Here is a 19,937-nt window from a genome sequence, read left to right as displayed (position 1 = left end):
AAGCAGCGGTTACCCGGTCGCAGCGAAATGCGGCCGGGTTATTTTTTTGGCTGCCATGAACGAACGGAAAAAAGGTTAAGCACGACCTAACCTTCGGGAGACGGCAAATGCTCGCTAAAAATGCGGGATTTTTCCAATAAATGCATAAGATATGCGGGGTATTTTTCCAGCACGTTTGGTAGTCTACGTATTGTAAACGCTTAATTCCAAATAGTGGGGGGCGATCGGCGATGGCGTAAAGCGTTGGATCGGATGCAGGTAGAAAGGGGAGACTCATCACGTCTTATTGCTGCAAGAGGAAAGCGTTTTCCGGATTGCCGGGAACGCGAGTTTAAGGTTTTGAGGAGAGAACAAAGTGAATCGCGAAAAAACGAGCTTGACGATCCTCGTCGCCGCGCTCGCCGCTGTTCTGGCAACAGGGTGCAACGGCAGCGACAAGGCCGGGCAAGATGACAGCGGAAGCTTGTCCGAGGCGGATAAGCCGGCGGAACTCGTTATTCATTCCGATAGCGGCGACTCCGTGGAAAGCTTCGACGAAAGATTCGGCAACGCCATTCGCAGCAAATTCCCTCATTATACAATCACTTATATCGAGACAGGGCAGGGAACGAGCAAAAGCGAACTGTTCGCCGCCGGCCAAACGATCGATATCAATTTCGATACGATCGGCTATTTCATGAACTCGATGGTGAAAAACGATCTGCAGTTCGATATGAGCGGGATGATCAAGAAAGAAAATATCGATCTGAGCCTGCTGGATGCGGCGGCCGTAGAAGGGATGAAGCAGATTTCCGGGGGCGGCATGTGGGGCATACCGGTGACGAACGAGAAGCTGGTTCTGCTCTATAACAAGGACCTGTTCGATCAATTCGGCATTCCTTATCCGCGGGACGGGGCGACCTGGGAGGAGCTGATCGAGCTCGGCAAGCAGCTGACCCGAAACGACAACGGCCGGCAAATCGTAGGCCTGTACGCCGAGCTCGGGCACCTGCTCCGAACGAATCAATACTCCCTTGGATTAGTGGACCCCGATACGCTAAAGCCTTCATTCAGCACGAACGAATTGTGGAAGCAGCTGATCGATACGGCCTTTGTGAAGCCGGCTGCAGCGAACGGCTATCAGGAGTTCATGAGGAACGAGCGCGGAGCCGTGCTTCCTGCCAAAAGCAATTTTATCAAGGACCGCAATTTGGCCATGTATATCGGGTTGACCAGCACGGTGTTTACAAGCGCCGACCAGATGGACGGTCTGAATTGGGAGATCGCAACGATGCCCGAGCTTAAGGAGCTGCCAGGCATCGGAAGCCAGCCTTACCCCGTCTATTTCAGTGTCACCAAAACAAGCCAAAACAAGGAAGCGGCCATGAAGGTGATCAAATACTTGATCTCTGAGGAATTTCAATTGGCGATCTCCCGGAAAGGCAACGTTCCCGCCTTGACGACGGACACGGTCGTGAATGCTTTTGCCCAGGATAGTGCGTACAAAGACAAAAACTGGCCTGCCGTATTCGCTCAAAAACCGGCGCCCATTCCGATGAAAACTCTCTACGACGGCAATGCGGAATCGGAGATTCGAGCCGTGATTCCGAAAGTGGCGCTGGGAGAAACCGATATGAATACGGCGATTCGTACGGCGGACGAAAATGCGAACAAGAACATCGCGGAAGCGAAAAGGTGATCCGCATTCCCGAATATGGATATCCGTAAGTTTCAAACCGAGACGAACATTGAAAAAGGAGATGAAAGCTAATGAGATGCAGCCATCGATTCATGAAAAGGTTCTTGCATGCAGCAGTGGCGGTTGCCGTTGTCGCTGCATCGGCTTGTTGGCCTGCCGGTTCGGCAGACGCGGCGACGGGGCCAAGGCAAATGGAAAATTTGGGCCGGGGAGTCGTAGCTGTCCGAGACGGTTCCAACGTCTTTATCAGCTGGCGTCTGCTGGCGCTCGATCCTTCAGGGATCGGCTTCAACGTTTACCGCTCCGCAGCGGGAGGCCCGGCCGTCCGATTGAACAGTTCGGTGCTGACCGGAGGCACCAATTTTACCGATACGACCGCTGATCTGACGCAGGATAATACTTACTTCGTAAAGCCGGTGTCAGGCGGCCAGGAGCAGGCGGCCAGCGGATCATTCACGCTTCAGGCGAATAGCGTGGACGCGCCGTATTACACCGTTCCGTTACGCGATGGCGGCAGCTTCAATCATGTATGGGTTGGGGATTTCGACGGCGATGGCGAATACGATTTTCTCGTCGCCCGCGAAACGATGAAGCCCCAATGCCGACGGCTCCTTTAACCTGGTTGTTGCCGCCTATCATATGGAAGACGGGAACCTTGTGCGGGATTGGAAATGGCTGCGCGGCACGCAGAACCTCGCTGACGGTCACCAAATCCGGCTCGCGGACGTCGACGGCGACGGGAAGGACGAGATCGTCCATATCGGCTTCGTGCTGAATGGCGACGGTACTTTGCGCTACTCCTTGACCGGCAGCCATATCGTTCATGGCGACCGGTTTTACGTCGGCAAGCTCGACCCGGGCAGGCCCGGACTTCAGGGATACGGGATTCAACAAAATAACCCTTATGGCGTATTGGAGTATTATTACGATGCTGCCGACGGTTCGATGATTTGGCAGCATACGACAGCGCCCCCGGCAGGCGATGTCGGCCGTGGCAACGTTGGCGACCTTGACCCGCGATATCCCGGTTATGAAGTGTGGTCTTTCTCAGGCATCTACAACGGCCCGACGAACACGCTGATTCCGTCGCAGAAAGATCCGTGGCCTGTCATTAATTTTTGGGGGGACGGAGATTTATTGAGCGAAAGCTATAACGACGGGAAAATCGAAGAATGGAATTATCAAACAGGAACGGTGGAGCGTTTGGAAACGCCCCGAAATTACGGGGTTGGCAGCTGGCGGGGAGTTCCCAAGTTTTATGGCGATCTGATTGGGGATTGGCGGGAAGAGGCGATTCTCGCGAATGAAGAGTACAACAAGCTGATCATATTCACGACAAACATGCCAACAGAGCACCGAATCTACACGCTCGCGCAAAACCCGCTATACCGCAATAGCATGACGGTAAAAGGGTACTTGCAGTCTCACTTGACCGACTATTATCTCGGAGACGGCATGTCCGCGCCTCCGGTGCCTCATATTTATTACACAGGCATGTCAGCCAATAAGCTCGATTCGATTTACAATGGTTGACATTTCCGGCGCATAGCAAGTACAATCGAAGCAGGAAACCACTAGGGGCGCCCGCAAGGGCTGAGATAAAGCGAGCAGGCTTTGGTCCCTTCGAACCTGATCTGGATAATGCCAGCGTAGGAAAGTGGAAATGGTAGAGCATTTGCAGAACATACCAAGCAGAGATTGCGGCCGAGCCCCCGGAGGCTTTGTTTCATGACGCCACTGCTGTTTCGGTATCGTTCAACCGCTGTGATAACCATGGAAGCCGTCCGCTCTGGGCGGCTTTTTTGGCTTCCCGAAGCGTACCTGGGCTTGCCCTGCGCAGCAGCTCCTATCTCATAGCCTTCTGGTGGAATTTCCAATATTTTTCAGGAGGTACAAATGATGAGCTTGATGACAACCCCCTTACCCGGCAGCCGAAAAGTATATGTGACCGGTTCCCGGCCGGACATTCGCGTCCCTATGCGGAGAATCGAGCTGGCCGACACGGTGCGCGGAGATTCCCGCGAACCGAATGAGCCCGTGCTTGTGTACGATTCCAGCGGTCCATATACGGACCCCGACTGCAGGATCGATGTCGAGCGTGGCCTACCGCCTTTGCGCCGTGGCTGGATCGATGAGCGGGGGGATACGGAAGCGTATTCCGGGCGGGCACCGAAGCCGGAGGATAACGGTTTTGCAACAGCCGAGCGAGCCAAAGCGCAAGGCGCACCGCTGGCGGAAGGGCTCGTGCGCCAGCCATTGCGGGCCAAGCCGGGACGCAATGTGACCCAGATGCATTATGCCCGCAAAGGCATCATTACGCCCGAGATGGAGTTCATCGCGCTGCGGGAGGGCGTGTCCGCTGAATTTGTCCGCGCTGAGGTTGCGGCAGGGCGGGCGATCATTCCGGCTAACATTAATCATCCCGAAAGCGAACCGATGATTATCGGACGTCATTTTCACGTGAAAATCAACGCCAACATCGGCAATTCCGCCGTTGCTTCGTCCATCGACGAGGAAGTCGAGAAAATGACCTGGGCGGTCCGTTGGGGCGCCGACACCGTCATGGACCTGTCAACCGGGAAAAATATTCATACTACGCGCGAGTGGATTATTCGCAATTCGCCGGTCCCGGTCGGAACGGTTCCGATCTACCAGGCGCTGGAAAAGGTAAATGGCGCAGCGGAGGAGCTGAGCTGGGACATCTTCCGCGACACCTTGATCGAACAGGCCGAGCAAGGCGTGGACTACTTTACGATTCACGCGGGGGTGCTGCTGCGATATGTGCCGCTTACGGCGAAGCGGGTGACAGGGATCGTCTCGCGCGGCGGGTCGATTATGGCCGCATGGTGTCTTGCGCATCATCGAGAAAACTTCCTGTACACCCATTTCGAGGAGATCTGCGAAATCTTGAAAGCCTATGATGTCGCCATTTCCCTGGGGGACGGTCTTCGTCCCGGCTCGATTGCCGATGCCAACGATGCGGCCCAGTTCGCCGAGTTGGATACGCTTGGCGAACTGACCAAAATCGCCTGGAAGCACGATGTGCAGGTAATGATCGAAGGGCCTGGACACGTACCGATGCACATGATCAAGGAAAATGTCGACAGGCAGATGGCGGTCTGCGGCGAAGCGCCGTTTTACACGCTGGGTCCGCTGACAACCGATATTGCGCCGGGATACGATCATATTACGTCGGCGATCGGAGCGGCGATGATCGGCTGGTTCGGCACGGCGATGTTATGCTATGTCACGCTGAAGGAGCATCTTGGCCTGCCCGGCAAAGAGGATGTCCGGGAAGGCGTTATCGCCTACAAAATCGCCGCTCACGCCGCCGATTTGGCCAAAGGCCATCCCCGGGCCAAGCAGCGGGACGACGCACTATCCAAAGCGCGGTTTGAATTTCGCTGGCGCGATCAATTTCATCTGTCGCTGGACCCGGAGCGGGCGATGGCGTACCATGACGAGACGCTTCCGGCGGAAGCGGCCAAGTCCGCCCATTTCTGCTCCATGTGCGGGCCGAAGTTTTGCAGCATGCGGATTACGCAGGACATTCGCGAATACGCGGCAGCCAAGGGGCTGAACGAGCAGGAAGCGCTGGAGGCCGGCATGAAGGAAAAGGCGAGCCAATTCCGCGCAGAAGGCGCCTCGATTTATGGGTAAACAACGCTCTTAGACCAGCCCTCATCACGCAAAGCGCATCAATCATCGCAAAAAACGCCGCAAGGCGTTTTTTCGTTTAACGTTAGATCGGGCCGGCCGTTACCGATAATATTGCCGATAGTCGCGCGGCGATACGGAAGCGACATGCTTGAACACTTTGCCGAAGTGGGACACGTTGCCGAAGCCGACGGCTGCCGAGATGTCGATGATTTTCATGTCCGTCTCGCGCAGCAGGCGCTGCGCTTCCTTGACCCGGACGATATTCACATATTCCGTAAAGAAGAAGCCCGTTGCCTCTTTGAACATTTTGCTCAAGTAACTGGGGCTGATGTAGAACTGCTTGGATACCGCCGTCAAATGAAGCGGCTGCGGATAATGCCCGTTAATATATTGGACGATCTCGATCATCTTGCGCTTGATCGGGGAATCCTGCTCGACCGGAGCGGGCTTGCGCTTCTCAATGAACCGGAACATAAGCAGCAGCAGCTCTGCGGACAACTGCTTAAGGCGCAGCTCGTAGGCGGGCGGCTTCCGCGTGATTTCCTCCGCGAATTCCTTCAGCACATCCTCGATGATTACGCTTTCCTGAATCGACAAATGAAGAATCGGATGGCCTTTGAACGGAGCGAGCAGCCGCTCCGCATCCTCCCTCGCAAAGCTTTCGAAATAGTGGGCGTCATAATAGGCGACGGCTCTCTCATAATCGGGAATGCCGATGTCGAACGATTTGTGAATTTCGTTGGCATCGATGATCACCAGGTCGCCTTGGCGAACCGTGTACGACCGGTCTTTAATGAAAAAACCGCGAACCCCTGAGAACAAGTACATCACTTCATAGTGATGATGGATATGATAACGATTCATGGTGACATGTCCGGTCCGATTCGAGAATTCGATATGAAACGGATCTGACGGTTTTCCATACCATAACTTATTATTGGGCGGCAGCATCTTGTTCTCACCTTTTATTCGGAGAAGTATCTGATCCATTTCATCATAACAAAATATTCGGCCGCCAGGCACCCCCTTAAGCCCCGGTTCATCAACAAATCAACGGATGACAACGAGCGCAAGTGATGACTATTCCCCGCTGCAAAGCGGCAGCGGCCGCACGCTTCGCCGAACGGAACAATCAGGGATTAACTGCTTATACTATTTTTTGAAGATGAGGGGTTATGCCATAAGTTTTGGCGGGCGTGATCGGTGCGGCCTTGCCAGCTGCAAGCAGCTGATACGCAGCCCATTTTCCGCCCGTTTGTTCTCAAGGTCAGCCTCATGTACAATAAAGGCTAAAAGCCGCAAGGCGAAATTTGACGGACAGGAGGCCATCATCATGCTGTTTATCGACAACGGCAACGTTCACGACCCCGCCCTGAATCTGGCGCTGGAAGAATATATTTTGCGCAAGCTGCCGGCGGAAGAAGACTATTTGCTTTTCTACATTAACGAGCCCTCCATCATCATCGGCAAAAACCAAAATACCGCGGAAGAGATCAACGCCGACTACGTTCGCGAGCACGGCATTCACGTCGTTCGCCGGCTGTCAGGCGGCGGAGCCGTCTATCACGACCTGGGGAATCTGAATTACAGTTTTATTACCAGGGACGACGGGCAATCGTTCCATAACTTCCGCCGGTTTACCGCCCCCGTCGTCGAAGCGCTCCGGCGCCTCGGCGTCGAGGCCGAGCTGAGCGGCCGCAACGACATTCAGGTCGGCGACCGCAAAATATCGGGCAACGCCCAGTTCGCGACGAAAGGGCGGATGTTCACCCACGGCACGCTGCTGTTCGACTCCCGCATGGAGAACGTCGCTTCGGCCCTCAAGGCGAATCCGCTGAAGTTCGAATCGAAAGCGACGAAGTCGGTGCGCAGCCGCGTCGCCAACATCTCCGAATTCCTGAAGGAGCCGATGACGATCGAAGCGTTCAAGGCTTTCCTGCAGAGGTCGATCTTCGGCGGCGCGGAGATCCCCGAATACCGGCTGAGCGACGACGACCGAAAGGCCGTGCGGGAGCTGGCCGACAGCCGTTATCGCTGCTGGGACTGGAACTACGGCTTGTCCCCCGCCTTTAACATGCGGCAGACGAAACGGGTCGAAGGGGTCGGCACGTTCGATGTCCGCCTGAACGTCGATAAGGGCGAGATTCGCGCAGTGACCATCTACGGCGACTTCTTCGGCCGCGGCGAAGTATCGGAAGTGACGGACAAGCTTATCGGCGTCCGGTACGACCGCAATGCGATCGACAAGGCGCTCGAGGACGTCGATCTGACGTATTACTTCGGGCCGATCGATCGCGGAGAATGGCTGTCACTGCTCGTCTAATCGCTCCGCCAGAGAGGGCAGCGGGCATCAGCGCAGGGGGGCGTGGAAAAAAAGGGGGGCGGCAGGAGCTCTATGTCCTTTCCTCTCCCAGGGCACGCCGTATCGTTAAGCGCCATAGATTTTTTTACAAGGACGCCGTAAGGCGTTCTTCTATTTTCAGCTAAAGACAAAAAAACAAAACTTATCATCGCTTCAATTATTATGAAATGGAGCAAATTAACACAGGAAAACTCGAAAACGAAAGTTAAAACAAAGACAATCGAAATATAACGAAATATAAAATACAATTTATCTCAAATTATTTGCTAGATATTTTAAAAAAGCAATTGACAAAGTTTCGTAACAGGGATAATATGGAGTAAAACGAAACGAAATGAAAATATTTTTGTTTTGGAAAATTGCGTTATGTCTGGTTATTATTATGCATGGGGGAGAGTTAGTGATTACATCAGTTACTCTAAATGCTGCTGTAGATAAAGTTCACTACATTGACGGATTTCAATTAGAGAAAGTTAACAGAGTTAGAGAAGTAAAATCGGAGCCCGGAGGCAAAGGGAATAATGTCGCAAAGGTAGCGCGACTGCTTGGATCTAAAGTCATATCCTCCGGATTTCTGGGCGGTGATACGGGAACTTTTGTGCATCATGAATTATTGAATAGGGACATCGCGAGTGATCCGGTTTGGGTTTCCGGTTCGACTAGAGAAACCTTTAATATAATAGATGTGGCGAATCGGACTCAGACCGAGATCCTGGAACCCGGTCCGGTGATCAGCATGGATGAATGGGAAGCCATGAAAGTGAAGATTGCTCAATGTGCAGCTAAAAGCAGTGTTGTCTGTTTTTCGGGCAGTTTGCCAAGAGGACTTCCGGAGTATGCGTATGCTGATTTGATAACGCTGGCAAAGGATGCCGGTGCAAAAACCGTATTGGACACAAGTGGTTCTGCTCTATCTCGCGGAATTGAAAGCGCTCCCTTTCTTTGTAAGCCCAACCGTGATGAGTTGACTCAATGGGCCCAAGTCCAATTGGAAACAATGGAAAGTGTAGTGGCTGCAGCCAGGTGCATGATTCAACGAGGTGTCCAAGTGGTCGTTGTTTCTTTAGATAAGGACGGAGCTATTGTTGTAACGAAAAGCTCGGCCTGGCATGTTAGCCCTCCAGCCGTCCAGGTTGTGAATACGGTTGGATGTGGAGATGCGCTGGTAGGCGGCGTAGCTCATAAACTGGAAGCCATTGAAGGTGCAGTCTCTGACTCTCAAATTATAGAGGCGATTGCATGGGGGACGGCGGTCGCCGCTTCGAACGCTTTATTTCCTATTGCCGGTCATGTCGAACCAACCAAGGCGAAAGCATTGTTTCATGATGTTAAAGTGACTCTGTTAGCTTGATTGTTCTTAATTTTTGAGGGAGGTGAGGGTTAAAGTCAAAAGTTGTCGGTGTTGTCGCATTATTTTGTCACTTACAAAACTTTAGGGGGAAGCTACAGTATGGTCGATTATCGGACAAGAAATTCAGCAGTGGCATTATCCGGTTTAATGGTCCTTTCCGCTTTGCTCACGGCTTGTTCGTCAAGTACAAACGTTGGAACAGCAGATAACAAAGGGAAAGCAAACAAGGATGCAGTAACGATCACGGCCGCGATGCAGCAGCATACTGCCGTAGATGCGATTAAAACGATGTTGCCTGAGTTTGAAAAACAAACAGGGATTAAAGTGAAATTCGACATTCTCCCGCAAGAGGAACTTCACGCAAAGACGGAGTTGGCACTTGCTCACAATTCCGATCAGTATGATGTTGTCATGATGGATATGATGTTTACAACCCAGTACGCAAAAGCCGATTGGATAGCCCCGTTGGATGAATTCATTGCAAACAATGAAGAGAAGGTTCAATATAAGGATTTCCTTGAAGGCTTCTCAAGCGCGTTTAAACTGGAGAACCGAATTTACGGTCTTCCTTTCTACGGCGAAAGCACCATGCTGATGTATAACAAGGAAATGTTCGAACAAGCAGGTATTCAAGGTCCACCCAAAACAATGGATGAACTTGTCGCCACAGCGAAAGCGCTCACAAAAGAGGGGAAGTACGGTATTGCCTTGCGTGGCATGCGCGGCGAAGGGATGAACATTTATATTTGGGCCGGATTCTATAATGCTTACGGCGGCAAGTGGCTGCAAGACGGAAAGCCGGTGCTCAATAGCCCGGAAGCGATTAAGGCTACGGAAGTATATGCGGATCTCGTGAAAAATTACGCGCCTCAGGGCGGCGCCAACTTCAGTTGGGACCAAGTTCAGCTGGCTGTCCAGCAAGGTACGGTAGCAATGGCGATTGATGCCACCAATTTCGCGCCCCGCCTTGAAAATCCCGAGAACTCCAAAGTCGTAGGTAAAATAGGATATGCGGAAGTGCCAAGCGGCCCAGCCGGCAGTTCTCCAAGTGTCTATACTGCAGGTCTGATTATTCCAAAAGGCTCCAAGAAACAGGAAGCCGCATTCCAATTTATAGCTTGGGCGACAAGCAAGGACATCCAGTTGAAAACGGCGCTTGATGGCATGCGGGGTGATGTTACCCGCAAAGCTGTATGGGAAGACCAAGAGTTTAAAAACAAATACAATTACCCAGGTTGGATTGACGTAACGGTTAGCAGCATGGATAAGGCTGACCCGGATTACCGCCCGCGTATTAAAGAGTGGAAGCGTATGGGTGACCGTTTAGGCATTGCTGTAAGCGAGGTACTCGCTAACCGAAGCGCAAAAGAAGCTTTAGATGCCGCGCAAAAAGATATCGAACAATATTTTAATTAAAGCAAGGACTCGGCGGACGGTTCCTTCATGAACCGTCCGTTACGATGGAGGTTCAATCTGAATGAGGTTAACAAGGAATCGGGTAAAATTATTATTTCAATTGGAAACAGACTCCGCACCTAAGCTATTGGTAGCCCCAATATTTGTTTTTCTAATGTCCGTAACTGTGTTTCCGACGCTATATGCTTTGTTCACAAGTACACAGCGTTTCTTGCTATCCGAGCCTTATAACCGACATTTCAATGGCATCGGCAATTATTGGTTTATGCTTCAAGATTCAAGATTTTGGGGCTCATTAAAAACAACCTTTGTGTTCATGCTGTCTTCATTAATTATCGAAATGATTTTGGGTGTATTGCTGGCCCTTCTGATGTCTAGAAAATTTGGGGGCAGCGGACTCGCGAAGACATTGTTTTTGTTGCCAACCATCACAACGCCGGTTGTTGTCGGTCTCATATGGGTCATGATGTTTGATCCCCAATTTGGGATTATCAATTATGCCCTTGGACAATTAGGATTCGCCCCGCAAGCATGGTTAGCGGGAGAAGATACGGCTATCTGGGCTGTCATTGCGGTTGATGTGTGGGAATGGACTCCATTCGTAGCTCTGGTTGTACTTGCAGGACTTCAATCCTTGCCTGAAGAGCCCTATGAAGCGGCAACGGTAGAGGGCGCATCTGCCATTCAGAAGTTCATACATTTAACTCTTCCGCTAATTCAACCTTATCTTGTGATAGCGTTCGTTTTCCGGTTTATGGATTTGTTCCGCTGGTTCGATACGATCTACGTGATGACAAAAGGTGGACCTGGCACAGCAACGGAAACGTTAAATATGTTCGGCTATTTGACCGGCTTTAATTTTATGAACGTAGGTTACGCAGCATCCATCGGATTAACTATGCTTTTCATGATTATAGCCATCTCCAAATTCGTCATTCATTTTGCCAGAAAGGGGTGATCGTCATGCCCAGGAAACCTCATGAGATTCTTTTTAACGCAGTGCTATGGTTGATGATCGCCGCTTTTGTTTTTCCGTTGATGTGGCTTGTCATGACCTCTTTGAAAACAAGGGTAGATGCTTTTAGTCTGCCGCCCAAGTTTATTTTTTCACCGACGTTTGTTAACTACGCGAAAGTCCTGGAGGACGGGTCCTTTCTCCATTACTATGCCAACAGTTTAAAGGTAGGCTTGTTAAGCACCTTCTTCAGCTTGCTGATCGGAATTCCCGCAGCCTACGCTCTGGCGAGGTTCCCGATGAGGAAGAAAGAGGACTTCGCATTTTGGGTGCTGTCTACACGTATGGCACCACCGATCATGGTCATTCTCCCGTTCTTTCTGGTGTACAAGGAGCTTCACTTGCTGGATACCACGGTTGGACTAGTGATCATCTATATGACATTCAGCTTGTCGTTTATTTTGTGGATGATGCGCAGTTATTTTGAGAGTATTTCGGTCGATATCGAGGATGCAGCTAGAATTGATGGTTTCTCCCGTTTGATGGCCTTTATTAAGGTAACCATTCCTTTGTCGGCTCCCGGCATTGCGGCTGCAAGTATTTTTTCTTTTATCATGTCATGGAATGAGTTCTTGTACTCCCTCATCCTGACAGGGGATAAAACCAAGACTGCGACCGTAGCCATTACCAGCTTCATTACATTTGAAGGCATCCGCTGGGGAGAAGTGGCCGCTGCAGGGACCATGATTGTTCTTCCCGTCATTGTATTCGGCATCTGTATTCAAAAATACTTGGTACAAGGCATGACCATGGGAGGCGTAAAATGAATAAGGAATCGTTCGCAGCCTTGATACTCCAGGCACCCGGCCAAATAGAGCTTCAATATAAAGAACGACCAGCTCCGGGCGACCGAGATGTGCTGGTGAAAGTGTTGTATTGCGGCATTTGCGGTACGGACCGTCACATATACAAAGGCTCATATCCGGCGACCTTCCCAGTAACGATCGGACACGAATTCGCGGGCATTGTGGAGGAGATCGGCCAAGAAGTAAGTCATACAAAGGTGGGCGACTTCGTTTCCGTTAATCCGAATATTTGGTGCGGCCGCTGTACTTCATGCTTGGAAGGCGTACCGCATTTGTGCAGCCAAATGGCGGCCCTCGGTGTTGATTTGAATGGAGGTCTTGCTGCATACTGCACGGTTCCCGAACAGCTTGTTTACAAGATGTCGCCTGCGACGAATCCGGCAGCTGCTTGCCTCGCTGAACCGATCTCTTGCGTGTTGCATGGATTAGACCGGCTTCAAGTTAAGGCGGGGTATCGCGGTGCGGTGTTTGGCGGCGGCTTTATTGGGCAGCTCATGCTGCAGATCATGAAGCTCGAGGGAGCCAGTGAAGTGATTCTTGTCGAGCCTCAAGAGAATAAACGAAAAGCCGCTGAGAAGCTGGGATTCGTCTGCATAGATCCGATCAGCGAGAAGCATAAGCTGGCGGCACTGGTTGACCTCGATGTTACCGTGGATTGTGCGGGAGCCGGAGATGTCCTATCACAATGCGCCAAAGCGACCAAGCCCGGCGGAAGCATTCTTCTCTTTGCCGCTTACCCGAAAGGAAAGCAGGTTCCGATCGAGCCATTTGAGCTGTTCCGTAAAGAATTAAAGCTTATCGGGTCATTTACTTATCCTGACACACAAGTAAGAGCCATTCGATTGATCGAATCGGGGCAATTGCAGTTGGAGTCGCTCTTGACGGAGATTACCCTGGAAGAGGTGAAGGATGTACTCGAAGGAAGGCTGGACCAGCAATTGATCAAAGGTATCGTGCGACTGTCTTAATGAACTGGGCTAGATCCAAGAATGAAAGGTAGGAGTAACCATGACATTGATTTCATCCACCCCTTTATTGGTAGAGGCAAGAAAAGAAGGTTACGGGGTAGCAGCGTTTAATGTGCATACCTTAGAAATGCTGCAAGCCGTTGCAGAAGCTGCGGAGGAGAGCCGCTCGCCTCTTATTTTACAAACGACGGTGGGGACTGTAAAACATCTGGGAATCGACTACATTGTTGGGGCAGCCAAGGCAGCTGCGAAAAGAGCAAGTGTGCCTATTGCTTTGCACTTGGATCATTGTCAGGATTTTGACTTGATTTTAAAGTGTATGCATGCTGGTTATACTTCTGTGATGATCGATCAATCGATGCATCCGTTTGAAAGAAATGTGGAGATGACAAAGAAGGTTGTCGAAGTTGCCCGTGCTCTGAATGTGAATGTGGAGGCGGAGTTGGGCAAGGTTGGCGGCGTTGAAGATGATATACATGTAGACGAAGATGCGGCGGCTTTGGCTGATCCGGAAGAATGTCAGCGTTTTGTTGAATTGACGGGCGTGACAACATTGGCGCCTGCCATCGGAACAGCGCACGGCATTTACAAAGGGGAACCGAAGATTGATTTTGACCGCATTCAACAAATCGCTGCTCGGGTCGATGTGCCGCTTGTGCTGCACGGCGGTTCGGGTATTCCAGGAGATCATGTAAAGCGTTGCGTATCCTTGGGGATGGCAAAAATGAATGTGGCGACAGAGATTAAGAATGCGTTCTCCCTTGCACTGCAGCGAAGCTTTGCGGAACGTCCTGACGAATTGGACCCGCGTTCGTATATGGCAGGCGCAAAAGAAATTGTCAAAGCGCTTGCGATCGAGAAAATGACCCTTTGCGGTTGTACTAACAAAGCATAGACAGAAAGGTTAGGGAATAACATGTCCAAACCCTACTTGGTCGGAATCGATATCGGTACCTCCGGCTGTAAAGTCGCCTTGTTTACACTTGATGGGGACATTTTATTTCAAGGCACCAGGCCATATCCGACCCATTATCCGTATGCGGGATGCGCGGAGCAAAATCCGGAGGACTGGTGGCGTGCCGTATGCGAGAACTTGCGTGACATGTTCCATCGCACTGGTATTGATCCCCGCCATATTCAGGGGGTTGGGGTTGATGGTCAAAGCGGTGCGGCGATTCCGATGAATGTTCAAGGAAAGGCATTGGGCAATGCCATGATCTGGTTGGATCGCCGGACCGTTGATCAGTGTGAAAGGCTAAGTCAAGCCATAGGGCAGGAAACATTGTTTGAAGTGTCTGGCAATCCGCTGGCTCCTTCCTACGTCACGGGGAAAATCGCCTGGATTCGGGAACATGAACCTGATCTTTTCAGACAGGTTTATAAATGGTTGCAATGCAATAGTTATGTGGTCTATAAATTGACGGAAGTGTATTCGCAAGATAAATCGCAAGGAAATGGTTTGCATGCCTTTGATATCGAATCAGCCACTTGGAACTATAACATCGCTGAGAAAATCGGCATTGTACCGGAAACACTTCCGGATATCTACGAATGTAGTGCTGTCGTTGGAGGCGTAACCCCTCGCGCATCGAACGAGACAGGACTTGCCGTCGGGACCCCTGTTGTAGCAGGGGGGCTGGACGCGGCTTGCGCCACCTTGGGAGCCGGTGCAATCCATGCGGGGGAAGTCCAAGAACAAGGCGGGCAGGCCGGTGGCATGAGTATCGTAATGAATCGTCCGCTTAAACATGAGAAGCTGATCTTAAGCTGCCATGTTGTCCAGAGCAAATGGCTATTGCAAGGAGGCACGGTTGGCGGTGGCAGCTTAAATTGGTTGAAGCGAGAGTTCGCCGGCGAGTCTGCTGCGGATTTTTTCGAACAAGCGGGCGAGCTGGCCTCAAAGGTTAGGGCCGGGAGCGATGGACTGATTTTCCTTCCGTATATGGCCGGAGAGCGGTCTCCGATCTGGGACCCGAATGCTAAAGGGGTATTCATGGGCTTGTCTTTTGACAAGACGAAGGGGCATATGATACGGGCGATCATGGAGGGCTGTGCGTTAGCTCTTCAGCATAATTTAGCGACAGCAGAGCAAAGCGGGGTTCCAATTCATGCACTGCACAGTGTCGGCGGAGCAGCAAACAGCTTGGTATGGACTCAAATCAAGGCAGATATAACAGATAAGGTCTTTAAAATCCCTTCTTCTGATGCAGCGGCGACATTAGGGGCGGCCATTTTGGCTGGAGTTGGCACTGGCAGCTATCGCAGCTTTGAAGATGCGGTGTCAAGGACAGTGAGGATTCAGCGGCAACAATTCCCTGATAAAGCAAATAGGCAAGTATATCAACATGTATTTGACGTATATCTGGAAACCTACAATAAACTCAAGGATGTATTTCCGAAAATGGGATGGTGAGCAGAGTGAAAGCAGCAGTGCTATATGCGAAAAATGACATACGGATTGATGAGACAGAAATTCCGGAATTAAAGCCAAATGAAGTATTAGTGAAGGTGAAAGCGACCGGAATTTGCGGTTCAGACTTGCCAAGAGTATTTGGCGATGCGGCTCATCATTACCCGATCGTTCTTGGTCACGAATTTTCCGGGGTGGTTGAGAAAATAGGAAGTGCCGTTGTTAAGCTGAAGGTAGGCGATCGTGTTGCAGGGGTACCCTTGAAGCCTTGCAATGAGTGCCACGATTGTCTTGCCGGAAACTTTGCTCAATGTAAATTTTATTCTTTTATTGGTTCCAGAGTGAACGGCAGTTGGGCAGAGTATGTAGCGATTCCGGAGGTCAATGCCATTCCTCTCGATGAGAGTATAAGCTTTGAAGAAGCTTCCCTTGTTGAGCCTTCGGCAGTTGCTCTTCACGCTCTGAGATTAATCCAGTTTCAGGGGGGCGAACATGTCGCTATTCTAGGAGGCGGCAATATCGGGCTGCTGACACTCCAATGGGCTAAAATCCTTGGTGCTCAGGATGTGACGGTATTCGATATTGACCAAGCAAGATTAAAGACAGCAAGGCTTCTGGGCGCCGATTATACGATAAATACGAATGAGGTTGGCTTTGAAGAGGCTTGGAAAGGCATAACGGGGAACAAAGGTTTTGGAATTGTTATGGAAACAGCCGGCTCGGATGCAACGATGAAGTTGAGTTTCGAGCTCGCCGCGAATAAAGCGAAAGTATGCTTTATTGGGACTCCCGTTCGGGATGTTACATTTTCGCATAAGCAATTTGAGCTAATGAACCGGAAGGAGTTTACGCTAACCGGGTCGTGGATGTCATACAGCGCTCCATTTCCCGGGGCAGAGTGGGAACTTACGCTTCATTTTCTTAAAGAGGGTAGATTGAATCTTCATGAGCTTATTTATAAAAAGTTTCCTTTGCAAGATGTGGAGCAGGCTTTTGAATTATATCGAAAGCCGAATGCTGTTAAAGGGAAAATTATTTTTACAAATCAATGACGAAGCAATCGCTCGTTATCGGTGTTGACGGCCTTTTCGCGGCTTGCCTCTCAATGAACTTTTCCATTTGATATAACAACGAAAGTTGAATATACTATAATAAACGAAATGATTCACAATTAAACGAAACTAATTTTTATTCATTGAGAGGGAACCTGAATGGAAGAGGCTCAAAGCCAACGCAGAATGCGAAGTATCGAAAGGCACCAATTCATTATAGATTATTTAAAATTGCACAAGAGTGTGGATGTTTTATTTTTAAGCAATGCGCTGCATGTTTCGGAAGTCACCATTCGGAAAGATTTGGAGAAGCTTGAACGGGATAAGTTATTGATTCGGAGTCATGGCGGTGCCATTCTCAACGAACAATTATTTGCTGAACCTTCATTCCTGGAAAAAGAAGACCAGCTATCGGATGAGAAGGAGGCGATCGCCTCCGAAGCAGCTAAGATGATCAAAAATGGCATGACCATTGCTTTGTCCACAGGAACAACGATCAGTCACCTTACTAAAATAATCAAAGATCGTACTGGACTTACCGTCGTTACAAATGCATTAAACGTGGCGAACGATCTCATGGGCTTAAGTGATAGCACGGTATTTTTGACCGGTGGCCATATCCGCCCGAACACGTTTGCCTTAATCGGGGAAACCGCCGAAAATGCTCTTGATGGCGTTTACTGCGAATATTGTTTCATTGGAACCAACGGTCTTAGCATTGAGCATGGACTAACCACGCCAAGCATGGAGGAAGCCAGGGTCGTTCGTAAGCTGATCGAAAATTCGAAGCATGTGGTACTCTTGGTAGACCATAGTAAATTTAATAAAGTGGCTTTTTACCGAATTGTGAACGTCGATCAAATTCACACGATCATCACAGATCGCAGTACACCTGCGGAAGAACTGGATAAGCTCCGAGAGCGGGGCATCAATGTTATTGTTTCTTAAATAAAGTTCAATGTTGATTTACTACATTCCTTCTGCGATAGGGTTTTCTTGTGCTGTCATTTGACTGGGAGTGTTACTGCTAACACATCATGTCCGAAGGATGACGACGTATGCTGTCTGTCCGGATGCTGCCGGGAAATTTGACTGGATATGGAGGGTTAGAAGGGGGAAGCCAATGAACCGGCTTCCCCCTTCTATTAGCCATAACGAATCCGATACCGATCCCTCTCTCGCAGATTAAACCTGACATCTCTCATAATCACGTACCACTGCTGATCAAGCTCGACTCGGCAAGGGATGTCGCGGATGAATCTTTCTTCGATTGATTCCCGCCGTTTCAATACGCAAGGGGTGAAAAAATTGTTCATATCCAATGAAGATATCGTGCACTTTTGGGAACGTAAGTTTATTAAATACAACGAAAGGGAGCTGCGAAAATTTACTCTGTCAGAAAACACGATTTCTTTTTTATTAGAGGTTGGTTTGCCAAATGAAGAGATACTAAAACAAAATGGTATTTACTACATATTTTATGAAGGGAATGGATTTGAAGAAACAGTCATTGAAAATGAAAAATATATCATTATCGGAAAATTCGCCGATGTGGACACCTACATTTATGTGAAATGTGGAAGCGAACAGATTCTCACTACTAAAAAGTCAAAGTTGGTATTTATCAATTCATCGATACGTAACTTCATCATTTTCGAGCAAATTTGTCGCTCTGAGTTTTATAAAGTAAAGGCTTATGAACTCAACTTTCGCAGTATGAAATCGGCAAACAAGCCTTGATGTAGTTGGGCAAAGCAGCAATCCATTGCTGGAGTTGACGTTGAATCAGAGTCGAAAGCTTTTTTCCTGCTTTTGTTGCGATTTCGTTGATCAGATCGAGCAGTTGCTGCAAGGCGATCGCCCAGTCCAACGTGCCAACTTCGTCGCACAACACATAAAACAGGCCGCCGAACGAGCGGGCATCCGTACTTTGCCGATGCTGCCAGGCCAGCAGAATATAACGGGAAAACACAATGGTCGTATGGCTAATCAGCAAATCATAGGAGCGGCCTTGAAACTCCTTCTGCAAACGAAGCAGCGACTTGGTGCACTTGAAGAAGACCTCAATGTCCCAGCGGATCGCATAAATACGAATGACGTCCTCCACGGAGAGGGAAAGATCCGTCGTCAGCACTGCGAGCCATTCGTTCTTCTTCGTGCGATGACGGACGAATACTACGTGAACCGGTATGCCGGAGGCAAGCTCGGTTCGAATCGAACGAAGGATGCCTCGTTTCTTGCTTTGCACCGGAGACGCTGCCGCATATAGTTCTTTTAACGACAGCTTCCGGCCTTGAACAAGGAAACGCTTATTGTCGTTCTTGATCATGCCGATCACATGGAGCCCACGGGATATGATTTCCCCAATGAGGGGGGCGTGCGTGAACCAACTGTCCATCAAGACATAGGAGGCCGTGGCTCCCGCGGCAAGCGCGCGATCCAACATCGAAACAATCACTTGCGGAGCCGACAAGAGTGCTTCTTGACGTCGCTTATAGCCGTTCGTCCGTTTGTCGATCTTCTCACTCATGCCGTTAATGGCAGATTTGCTGGAACTGAGCAGCGCGAAGTCCAGCGGCAGGAAAGTATGGCCGTCGGACCATCCCATGGTGAGCATGCGAAAGCCCTTGTAATAAGCGCCGGTAGCATGATCTTTGAATCTGGCCAGCAACTCGACGGCTTTGCTGCGGTTGCGCTCGAACATCGAATCGTCAACGATGAAGACGGTGTCCCGATTTGCCGACGTAAGAACGTTGACCTTCTGCACTGTTGCGATGCTGAGCGACGTCAGAAAACGACGCCAGGCAAAGCCTGCATGGTTGAGGAAACGATAGACGGCATCCTTGCCGGGAAAGGAGTCGCCCTTGCTGCTCTCAAGCAGTCGAAACCAATTCTTCTGGTGAAACAGAAGGACAAAGACGAGTTGAAACAGCCGAGCACAGCTAAAGCCAAAACGCTTACGGAATCCGGCTTGTTGAAGATGTTTCATCACTTTCAGTTCTTGAAAAGCGGGCTTTAATTCGTTAGGCAGTTGATTCAGGTCGGGCTGATGATCTATCATGATGGAAGACACCTCTTCTGTCTGGTAGTGGAAGTCGTTACTCTCACTTTACCAAACGAAGCGGTGTTTTTCTATTTTGGCAAGCTGGCTAATCAGCAGACCCTAAGCCCGCTCCACAATTGGTTTTACATTGATTTTCTAGGTGCGAAAGTTGAGTT

General features: G+C 50.1%; 18 protein-coding genes and 1 riboswitch. Of the genes, 15 read left to right on the top strand and 3 right to left on the bottom strand.

Going from position 1 to position 19,937, the window contains the following annotated elements; all coding sequences use genetic code 11:
- Nucleotides 1-355: 355 nt before the first annotated feature.
- The 4 genes from F591_RS0122230 (at nt 356) to thiC (ending at nt 5,338) form a co-directional block, all read left to right on the top strand.
- Nucleotides 356-1,678, top strand: a complete 1,323-nt coding sequence (locus F591_RS0122230) for an ABC transporter substrate-binding protein (RefSeq protein ID WP_019536814.1) — start codon at nt 356-358, stop codon at nt 1,676-1,678.
- A gap of 191 nt (nt 1,679-1,869) precedes the next feature.
- A complete protein-coding gene (locus tag F591_RS0122225) occupies nt 1,870-2,295 on the top strand; it encodes a rhamnogalacturonan endolyase family protein (RefSeq protein WP_019536813.1) in 426 nt (141 codons plus the stop codon).
- A gap of 1 nt (nt 2,296) precedes the next feature.
- Nucleotides 2,297-3,211, top strand: coding sequence for a rhamnogalacturonan lyase family protein (locus tag F591_RS0122220; protein WP_342665606.1), 915 nt, complete (start codon nt 2,297-2,299; stop codon nt 3,209-3,211).
- A 33-nt stretch (nt 3,212-3,244) separates the two neighbouring features.
- Nucleotides 3,245-3,351: riboswitch (TPP riboswitch) on the top strand.
- A 226-nt stretch (nt 3,352-3,577) separates the two neighbouring features.
- Nucleotides 3,578-5,338: a phosphomethylpyrimidine synthase ThiC gene (gene thiC / locus F591_RS0122215; protein WP_019536811.1), complete on the top strand. Its 1,761-nt coding sequence runs from the start codon at nt 3,578-3,580 to the stop codon at nt 5,336-5,338.
- 99 nt (nt 5,339-5,437) lie between these two features.
- Here the strand turns inward: thiC and F591_RS0122210 are convergent, their stop codons facing one another.
- Nucleotides 5,438-6,202 carry a helix-turn-helix transcriptional regulator gene (locus tag F591_RS0122210; RefSeq protein ID WP_169445874.1) on the bottom strand — a complete coding sequence of 255 codons (765 nt, stop codon included), beginning with the start codon at nt 6,200-6,202 and terminating at the stop codon, nt 5,438-5,440.
- 469 nt (nt 6,203-6,671) lie between these two features.
- Between F591_RS0122210 and lplA the strand changes: the two genes are divergently transcribed.
- From lplA to F591_RS0122160, 10 genes are all read left to right on the top strand, one after another.
- Nucleotides 6,672-7,661, top strand: coding sequence for a lipoate--protein ligase (lplA, locus tag F591_RS0122205; protein ID WP_019536809.1), 990 nt, complete (start codon nt 6,672-6,674; stop codon nt 7,659-7,661).
- A 373-nt stretch (nt 7,662-8,034) separates the two neighbouring features.
- Nucleotides 8,035-9,051, top strand: coding sequence for a 1-phosphofructokinase family hexose kinase (locus F591_RS0122200; RefSeq protein WP_019536808.1), 1,017 nt, complete (start codon nt 8,035-8,037; stop codon nt 9,049-9,051).
- A gap of 99 nt (nt 9,052-9,150) precedes the next feature.
- Nucleotides 9,151-10,467, top strand: coding sequence for an ABC transporter substrate-binding protein (locus F591_RS0122195; protein ID WP_019536807.1), 1,317 nt, complete (start codon nt 9,151-9,153; stop codon nt 10,465-10,467).
- Nucleotides 10,468-10,528: 61 nt separating this feature from the next.
- Complete coding sequence (locus F591_RS0122190; protein WP_019536806.1) at nt 10,529-11,425, top strand: carbohydrate ABC transporter permease; 897 nt, start codon at nt 10,529-10,531, stop codon at nt 11,423-11,425.
- Between the two features lie 5 nt (nt 11,426-11,430).
- Complete coding sequence (locus F591_RS0122185) at nt 11,431-12,249, top strand: carbohydrate ABC transporter permease (protein ID WP_019536805.1); 819 nt, start codon at nt 11,431-11,433, stop codon at nt 12,247-12,249.
- Complete coding sequence (locus F591_RS0122180; RefSeq protein WP_019536804.1) at nt 12,246-13,256, top strand: zinc-dependent alcohol dehydrogenase family protein; 1,011 nt, start codon at nt 12,246-12,248, stop codon at nt 13,254-13,256. Before F591_RS0122185 ends, F591_RS0122180 begins: the two co-directional genes overlap by 4 nt.
- Nucleotides 13,257-13,296: 40 nt before the next feature.
- Nucleotides 13,297-14,151, top strand: coding sequence for a class II fructose-bisphosphate aldolase (locus F591_RS0122175; RefSeq protein WP_019536803.1), 855 nt, complete (start codon nt 13,297-13,299; stop codon nt 14,149-14,151).
- A 21-nt stretch (nt 14,152-14,172) separates the two neighbouring features.
- Nucleotides 14,173-15,669 carry a xylulokinase gene (locus F591_RS0122170; RefSeq protein ID WP_019536802.1) on the top strand — a complete coding sequence of 499 codons (1,497 nt, stop codon included), beginning with the start codon at nt 14,173-14,175 and terminating at the stop codon, nt 15,667-15,669.
- 5 nt (nt 15,670-15,674) lie between these two features.
- Nucleotides 15,675-16,718 carry a galactitol-1-phosphate 5-dehydrogenase gene (locus F591_RS0122165; protein ID WP_026326818.1) on the top strand — a complete coding sequence of 348 codons (1,044 nt, stop codon included), beginning with the start codon at nt 15,675-15,677 and terminating at the stop codon, nt 16,716-16,718.
- A gap of 159 nt (nt 16,719-16,877) precedes the next feature.
- Entirely contained in the window at nt 16,878-17,666 is a 789-nt protein-coding gene (locus F591_RS0122160) for a DeoR/GlpR family DNA-binding transcription regulator (protein WP_019536800.1), read from the top strand.
- Nucleotides 17,667-17,863: 197 nt separating this feature from the next.
- On the opposite strand, the gene F591_RS33750 is transcribed toward F591_RS0122160, so the two are convergent.
- Nucleotides 17,864-18,034, bottom strand: a complete 171-nt coding sequence (locus F591_RS33750) for a DUF5348 domain-containing protein (protein ID WP_483823574.1) — start codon at nt 18,032-18,034, stop codon at nt 17,864-17,866.
- Here F591_RS33750 and F591_RS0122155 point away from each other — a divergent pair.
- On the top strand, nt 17,973-18,458 hold the full coding sequence (locus tag F591_RS0122155) for a hypothetical protein (protein ID WP_019536799.1): 486 nt from the start codon (nt 17,973-17,975) through the stop codon (nt 18,456-18,458). The two genes, F591_RS33750 and F591_RS0122155, sit on opposite strands and share 62 nt — an antisense overlap.
- Here F591_RS0122155 and F591_RS0122150 read toward each other — a convergent pair.
- Nucleotides 18,421-19,779, bottom strand: coding sequence for an IS4 family transposase (locus F591_RS0122150; protein ID WP_019536798.1), 1,359 nt, complete (start codon nt 19,777-19,779; stop codon nt 18,421-18,423). The genes F591_RS0122155 and F591_RS0122150 overlap by 38 nt on opposite strands.
- Between the last annotated feature and the right edge of the window lie 158 nt (nt 19,780-19,937).

Source organism: Paenibacillus ginsengihumi DSM 21568 (assembly GCF_000380965.1).
Taxonomy (GTDB): Bacteria; Bacillota; Bacilli; order Paenibacillales; family NBRC-103111; genus Paenibacillus_G; species Paenibacillus_G ginsengihumi.
This window is presented reverse-complemented; position numbering and strand designations above follow the sequence as displayed.